Source organism: Corallococcus sp. RDP092CA (assembly GCF_041903675.1).
In the GTDB taxonomy this organism is placed as follows: Bacteria; Myxococcota; Myxococcia; order Myxococcales; family Myxococcaceae; genus Corallococcus.
The window spans coordinates 1-7,616 of record NZ_JAYESI010000067.1 but is presented as its reverse complement, the minus strand read 5'-3'; the positions used below and the strand labels follow the sequence as shown (position 1 = coordinate 7,616).

At 72.2% G+C, this 7,616-nt stretch carries 4 protein-coding genes and 1 pseudogene; 1 reads left to right on the top strand and 4 read right to left on the bottom strand.

What is annotated here, in order from left to right:
- Positions 1-201, top strand: a pseudogene (locus U8525_RS33985) (hypothetical protein); the annotation flags it as partial.
- 17 nt (positions 202-218) lie between these two features.
- Here U8525_RS33985 and U8525_RS33980 read toward each other — a convergent pair.
- From U8525_RS33980 to U8525_RS33965, 4 genes are all read right to left on the bottom strand, one after another.
- Positions 219-1,187, bottom strand: coding sequence for an FHA domain-containing protein (locus U8525_RS33980; protein ID WP_374270896.1), 969 nt, complete (start codon positions 1,185-1,187; stop codon positions 219-221).
- Complete coding sequence (locus U8525_RS33975; RefSeq protein ID WP_374270895.1) at positions 1,175-2,521, bottom strand: serine protease; 1,347 nt, start codon at positions 2,519-2,521, stop codon at positions 1,175-1,177. Before U8525_RS33975 ends, U8525_RS33980 begins: the two co-directional genes overlap by 13 nt.
- A 67-nt stretch (positions 2,522-2,588) precedes the next feature.
- The gene (locus tag U8525_RS33970) at positions 2,589-3,257 is read right to left on the bottom strand and encodes a hypothetical protein (protein WP_374270894.1); all 669 of its coding nucleotides are present in this window, start codon (positions 3,255-3,257) and stop codon (positions 2,589-2,591) included.
- A 142-nt stretch (positions 3,258-3,399) separates the two neighbouring features.
- Positions 3,400-7,616, bottom strand: a 4,217-nt coding sequence (locus U8525_RS33965) for an amino acid adenylation domain-containing protein (protein WP_374270893.1), incomplete at its 5' end; no start/stop codon positions are given.

The window sequence follows — 7,616 nt, the reverse complement described above, 5'->3', positions numbered from 1 at the left end:
ACCGCGGTGCGCAAGAACCCCTGGCTGCGCCGCTTCTACGAGGGCCTGCGAGCACGTGGAAAGCTGCCCAAGCAGGCCCTCGTCGCCGCCATGCGCAAGCTGCTCGCCGCCGTCTACTCCGTCGCCAGACGGCGGCAGCCCTTCACTCCGCTGCTGCCTGCAGCCCCCTCCCCGATCCCCTCCCCATGCGCAAACGCTTGACTGAAACTCACGGCATCTCAGCGCTCCTTCACGAGCGCGTCCACCTTCTTCTCCAGCGGCTTCGCGTCGTCGAAGAACGCATCCAGGGAGCGCGCCGGGGCCACGCGCAGCACCGGCGGCAGGAGCGAGCGGGGGAACTCCAGCGCCTCGCTGAAGTCCTCGTTGCCCAGCACCTCCGAGACGTTGGTGAGGACCAGCACGCCCACCGACGCGATGACGAGCCCGCGCACCACCCGCTTGCCGCTCCAGCGCGTCACGTAGCGCAGGTGCCAGTAGATCCCCCACCCCACCAGCCCCAACACGGCCAGGGTGCGCACGAAGCTCAGCCACGCGCCCAGCGAGAAGCTGAAGCCCAGGAGCGCGAACACGGGCGGCGACAGCGAGAAGCCCAGCAGCACCAGCGCGGCGATGGTGGTGTGCACCCGGAAGTAGAAGCGCTTGCGCGCGATGCGGCTCGCCAGCGACCAGCCGCCCGCCCACAGGAGCGCCAGGCCCAGGGGCACCACGGTGGACATCAGCAGGTCGCCCCAGTCCGTCTTGCGGAACTGGGTCACCCGCTCGGAGAGGAAGGACATCACGACCAGCGCCTGGAGCGACAGCGCGAAGGCCCGGGGGCGCTCGAGCAGGCGCTCGCTGGGCGCGGCGGGGGCTTCGTTGACGACGGTGTCCTCCACCGCGAAGGAGCGCGGCCGGAAGCGCAGCACCGTGTCCCCCACGGACACGCGCACGTCCGGGGTGAGCACCAGCTCCTTCAGCGCCACCCACGGCTCCACGCTGAAGGTGCCGTTGACGCTGCCCACGTCGCGCAGCACCACCGCGCCGTCCTCGCGCCGCTCCAGGCGCAGGTGCTCCGCGGAGACCTTCGGGTCGTCCAGGATGACATCGTTGGCGTAGCCGCGCCCCACCGTCACCGGCCACCGCTCCAGCCGGTGGCGGGCCTGGACGGCGTCCCCTTCCAGCACCTCCAGGAAGATCACTTCGTCCACGACAGGCCCTCCAGGTAGCGGCGCGCCAGCTTGCGCGCGTTCTCCGCGGAGAAGCCGCCCAGCGTGAGGCTGGTGTCCACGCCGCGCGTGGACGCGTTCACCGTGGCCGCGCGCAGCACCAGGTCATAGAGGCCCGGGAAGCGGCGGTAGGCGCGCAGGCACAGCGCCGCGCGCACCGTGAGGCCCTTCACGTCCACGAACTCCGACGTGCAGCGGAAGTTGGTGACGTCCTCGCGCGTGGCGGGCACCGCGTCCGGGTCCTGGGAGAAGAGCGTGCTGTAGAGCGCGGAGAAGCGCATCGCGCCCAGCTTCTGGCTCTCGACGTGCTGGTGCAGGTAGGTCACCACGCCCGTGCGGTGGCTGGAGGACAGGAAGATGTCCTCCTCCGAGGAGCACTGGTAGCTCGTCACCGTGTAGGGCGTCTCCGGATCGTGCGGCGTGTCGCCCCAGCACTTGAGGAACGGGCTCCAGCGGCCGGGGACGCGGTAGTCGCCCAGCGCCTGCTTCGGCAGGTCCGTGGCCAGCAGCCGGTCGGTGATGCGCTGCTGGTTGGTCATCAGCTGCTCCTTCACGGACGCCAGCAGCGTCGCCGGCTCCGGAGGCGCCCCCCGCGCCAGCGCCTGGTCGAGCAGGGAGCGCGCGCGGGCCACCGGCACCAGGAAGCCCACCTGGTTGCCCATGGTGGCCACGTTGACGCCCACGACGCCGCCTTCGCCGCTGAGCGTGGGCCCGCCGCTCATGCCGGGGTTGATGGCGCCGGTGAAGTGCACGCGCTCGTAGAGGGCGTCGCGCACCAGGCCGTTGTAGGTGCCCTCCACGATGGTGGTGCCCAGGTCGCGCGGGTTGCCCATGGCGAACAGGCGCGTGCCCTGCGGCGGCTCTTGCTCCTCCAGCTTGAAGTAGTCGCTGATGGGCGAGTCCACCTGGATGACGGCCAGGTCGCTCACCACGTCCACCGCGAGCAGGCGCACCGGCACCGTCGCGTCGCCCCGGTCCAGCTCCGCGGTGTAGTCCTCCGGGTGGAGCACCAGGTCGGACACGACGTGGTAGTTCGTGAGGGCGTGGCCCTTCGCGCTCACGAAGAACGCGGAGCCGATGGAGGACTTCGTTCCGGAGCGGCGCTCGATGATGCGCACCTGCGCGACGCGGCCCTGGATGCGGCGGAACAGCTCGTGCGTGGCCGGAGGCAGCGAGGCCACCGGAAGGGGGGGCACCACCGCGTCCGCGACGCCAGCGTCCGGCGCGGGGAGGACCGGCGGGGCCGGGGACGCCGAGGGCTCCGGAGGGGCGGCGGGCCCCTGCGCGAGCACGGCGACAAGGAGAAGGGAGAACATGGGCGGCGGCACCGTATCCCACCGCGAGCCCCCCGGGGGGACACCGTCACCGTCCCCGCACCCAGCCCTACGATGAGGCCGGCCCCTCCCCCTGCCGGCGGCGCCGCCAGGCCGCGTAGGACACCACCAGGGCGCCGGCCAGGGTGCCCGCCAGCGCCCCCGCGAGCCTCCGGGACACGACCCCCGCCACCGGGGCCTCCATCCGGAAGGTCTCCAGCGAGGCGCGCACCCCGGGGGCCAGGGCATCCCAGCGGGCGGCGGGCGCGCTGACCGTCACCACGGCGTGGCGGCCCTCGGAGGCCAGCCCCGCCACCAGCACCGTGCGCACCTGTCCGGCTTCACGCAGCGTCCCCAACACCTCCACCCGGGGCACCGGTCCGCCCACGCGGTCCACCCGCTCCGGCGTCAGCGCCACGCCCAGCTCGCGCTGGAAGTGCTGCACCACGGCGGTGGAGAACGCGTCCCGCTCCGAGGGGCTGGCGGAGAAGTCCCCGTCCACCACGGCGATGAGGAACGTGGCCGCGTCCGGGCCCTCGCCGTCCGCCAGCGCCGCGGACAGGCCGCGCGCGCGCACGCCGTCCTCCGACACCGCGCCCACCTGCGAGCCCGTGTAGCGCTCCCAGCGCGTCATCCGGAACACGTCCGGCGGCCGGAAGCTGTAGCCGTCCCGCCGCAGCTCCGTGCCGAGCGCGCCGGACAGCGCCAGCCAGACACCGGTGAGCACGAACAGGCGCATGTGCCCATCCTAGCGCGTCTCACGTTGACGCGAGCGCCACCGCCCCGTGGCCCTGACCCGCGCGCCCCTCTTCGACCACGCGTTCTTCCAGGCGGCCCGCCCAGCGGGCTCCCAGGGTGCCCCCGGAGCCCGCCCGGCCCCGCTACCCGAGCTTCTTCTTCGGGTCGTCCACGGGCGCCGTCCAGGAGCCGATGCGGGCCTGGAGCTCCTTCGCCACGTTGGCGATGAGCGGCTTGCGCATCATCGTCATGTGCGAGCCCGGCATGTCCACGACCTCCACGCCGCCGGAGACGAGCCCCTCCCAGCCGTGGTCCTCGCGCGTGTCGGGCCGCTGGCTGGCGCGCAGCAGCACGAGCTTCCCGTCGAGCGGCTTCGCGTCGTACGACGTGAAGGCGCGCGACGTGAACTCGAACACCCGGTACAGGTTGCGCACGCGGTCCACGCCCACCTCGGCGATCTGCGAGTCGCTCTGGCTGCCCACTTCGTAGAAGTAGTTCACGCGCTCCGCTTGCGTCATGCGGGAGATGCGCTCGCGCAGCTCCATGGGGTCACCGCCGGTGGTGGTGGCCAGCATGAAGGTGAGCTCGGAGGTGAGCATCTCCTCCAGCACCTGCTCCGGCTGCTTGTCCGGCACCATGTGCTGCACGGTGTAGGCGTCGATGCTCGCGAGCAGCGCGACCTCCTCGCCCTCCGCGCGAAGCTGCCGCGCCATCTCGAAGGCGATGATGCCGCCCAGCGACCAGCCCGCCAGGTGGTAGGGCCCGTGCGGCTGCACCTGGCGCACGGACGCCAGGTACAGCGCGGCCATCTCCGCCACGGTTCCCAGGGGCTCCTCGCCCTCGGTGCCCCGGGCCTGGAGGCCGTAGCAGGGCTGATCCGCGTCCAGCTCGCGCGCCAGGTCCACGTAGCAGAGGACGCCGCCGCCCGCCGGGTGGACGCAGAACAGCGGCGGCCTGGTGCCCTCCGGCTTCAGCGCCACCAGCGGCGACCACGCGCGCGCCTCCTGCTCCAGCAGCGCGGCGAGCTGCTCCACCGTCGACGCCTGGAACAGCGACGCCAGGGGCAGGTTGCGGCCGGTGGCCTGCTGGATGCGGCCCATCAGCTGCACCGCCAGCATGGAGTGGCCGCCCAGGTCGAAGAAGTCGTCGCGGATGCCAATGGGCGACACCCCCAGCGTCTCCTCCCAGATGCGGACCAGCTGGAGCTGGAGCGGCGTGCGCGCCACCACCCGCGTGGAGGCCTCCGTGCGGGTGGTGTCCGGCGCGGGCAGCGCGCGCCGGTCCACCTTGCCATTGGACGTGAGCGGCAGCGCGTCCAGCGTGACGAAGGCCGCCGGCACCATGTACTCCGGCAGCGTGCGCCGCAGCTGCTCGCGCAGCTCCTGGGCTCCCGCCACGGCCTGGCCCGGAGCGCCCACGAGGTACGCCACCAGGCGCTTGTCGCCCGGCACGTCCTCGCGCACCAGCGCCACGGCCTCGCGCACGCTCGGGTGCGAGAGCAGGCCCGCCTCGATTTCGCCCAGCTCGATGCGGAAGCCGCGCACCTTCACCTGGAAGTCCGCACGGCCCAGGTACTCCAGCGTGCCGTTGGGGCGCCACCGCGCCAGGTCGCCGGAGCGGTAGAGCCGCGCGCCGGGCCGCCTGCTGAACGGATCCGGGATGAAGCGCTGCGCGGTCAGCTCCGGCCGGCCCAGGTAGCCACGGCCCAGGCCGTCGCCGCCCACGTACAGCTCCCCCGTGACGCCCGGAGGCACCGGCTGGCCGTGCGCGTCGAGCACGTACACCTGGAGGTCCGGGATGGGCTGACCCACCTCGCTGCCGCGTCCGCCCTCCGCGTCCGCCGCCTTCAGCGCCCGGTAGGTGACGTGCACCGTCGTCTCGGTGATGCCGTACATGTTGACGAGCACCGGCGCGTCGTCCGCGTGGCGCGCGTACCACGGCCGCAGGCTGCCGAACTCCAGCGCCTCGCCGCCGAACACCACCGTGCGCAGCGACAGGCCCTCAGGGTCCCCCGCGCGCTCCTCGTGCTGGATGAGCTGACGGAAGGCGGACGGCGTCTGGTTGAGCACCGTGACGCCCTCGCGCTTGAGCAGCGCGTGGAAGTCCGCCGGCGCGCGGCTGACCTCGTAGGGCACCACCACCAGCCTGCCGCCGTACAGCAGCGCGCCCCACATCTCCCAGACGGAGAAGTCGAACGCGTACGAGTGGAACAGCGTCCACACGTCCTTCGCGCCGAAGTCGAACCAGTGCTTCGTGCCGTCGAAGAGGCGCACCACCTGGGCGTGTTCGATCTGCGCGCCCTTGGGCCGCCCCGTGGAGCCGGACGTGTAGATGACGTAGGCCAGGTGATGCGGGGCCACGCCGCTGTCCGGCGGGGTGGTGGGCGCGGAGGCCCACTGCGCCGCGTCCGAGTCCAGGCACAGGCGCTTCGCCGCGCCCGACGGCACCACGTCCAGCAGGTGCTGCTGGGTGAGCACCACCGGCACGCGCGCGTCCTCCACCATGAACTCCAGGCGCTCCCGCGGGTACGCGGGATCCATGGGCAGGTACGCGCCGCCGGCCTTGAGGATGGCGAGCAGGCCGACCATCAGCTCCAGCGAGCGCTCCACCGCGAGGCCCACCAGGACCTCCGGCCCCACGCCCAGCGAGCGCAGGTGATGCGCCAGCTGGTTCGCCCGCCTGTCCAGCTCGCGGTACGTGAGGCGCTGTTCGCCGTAGGTGACGGCGACGGCGCCCGGGGTGCGCGCCACCTGCGCCTCGAAGATCGAGTGCAGGCACGCGTCCACCGGGAAGCGCTCGTGGGTGTTCCATCCCGCCACCACCTGCGCGCGGTCCTCCGGCGTGAGCAGCGGCAGCTGGTGCAGGCGCGCATCCGGGTTCGCCGCGATGCCCTCCAGCAGCACACCCAGGTGCCGGGCGATCCGCTCGGCGGTGCTCGCGTCGAACAGGTCGGTGTTGAACTCGAGCCCACCCTCCAGGCCGTTCGCCGTCTCCCCGAGGCCCAGCGCCAGGTCGAACTTCGCGGTGCGGTGCTCCACCTCCACGCCTTCCAGCGTGAGGTCGGTCAGCGGGAGCGCCGCCTCCGGCGCGTTCTGTAGCGTCATGGACACCTGGAACAGCGGCGTGCGGCTGGTGTCGCGCGTGGGCGCCAGCGCCTCCACCAGCTTCTCGAACGGCACCTCCTGGTGCGCGTACGCGCCCAGCGTCGTCTCGCGCACGCGCCCCAGGAGCTCGCGGAACGTGGGGTCGCCGTCCAGCGTCGTGCGCAGCACCAGCGTGTTGACGAAGAAGCCGATGAGGCCTTCGGTCTCCGCGCGCTGGCGGCCCGCGATGGGCGTGCCCACGCTGATGTCGTCCTGGCCGGAGTAGCGCGACAGCAGCGTCTGCCACGCTGCCAGGAGGACCATGAAGGGCGTGGTGCCCTCCTTCAGCGCCAGGGTCTTCAGCGCCTCCGTCAGCTCCCGGCCCAGCTTCACCGGGACGCTGCCGCCGTTCGACGTCTGCACCGCCGGACGCGGCCGGTCCGTGGGCAGCTCCAGCGCGGAAGGTGCGCCGGTCAGCTGCCGCTTCCAGTATCCGAGCTGCTTCTCCAGCACCTCGCCCTGGAGCCAGCCGCGCTGCCAGCCCGCGTAGTCCGCGTACTGCACCGGCAGCTCCGGCAGGACCGGTGTGCGGCCGTTGGCGAAGGACTCGTAGAAGGCCGCCATCTCCCGCACCAGCACGCCCATGGACCAGCCGTCCGAGACGATGTGGTGCATGACGAGCAGGAGGATGTGCTCCTCCTCGTCCAGCTTGAGCAGCTTCACGCGCAGCAGCGGGCCGGTGGCCAGTTGGAACGGGTGCACGGCCTCCTCGTCCGCGAGCCGGCGGACCTCCTCATGGCGCTCCGGCTCCGGGATGTCGGAGAGGTTGATCACCGCGAGCGGCAGCGACACCGCCAGGTGGATGACCTGCGTGGCCTGCCCGTTCACCACGTGGAAGGACGTGCGCAGCGATTCATGCCGACGCACCAGCTCCGTGAAGCTCTGCTCCAGCGCCATCACGTCCAGCGAGCCCTTCAAGCGAAGGACCATGGGCACGTTGTAGGCCGGACTGGATGCGTCCAGCTGGTGCAGGAACCACAGGCGCTGCTGGGCGAACGACAGCGGCAGTTGGCCCTCGCGGGGCAGCGGCACGATGGCGGGCGCCTGCGTGCCCGCGCCGGCCTGGAGCGCCTGGTCGATGAGGACGGACAGCTTCTCCACCGTCGGAGCGTTGAAGACGTCCCGCAGCTGAAGGTCCACGCGGAAGAGGCTTCGCACGCGCGACAGCACCTGCGTCGCCAAGAGCGAGTGGCCCCCCAGCTCGAAGAAGTCGTCCG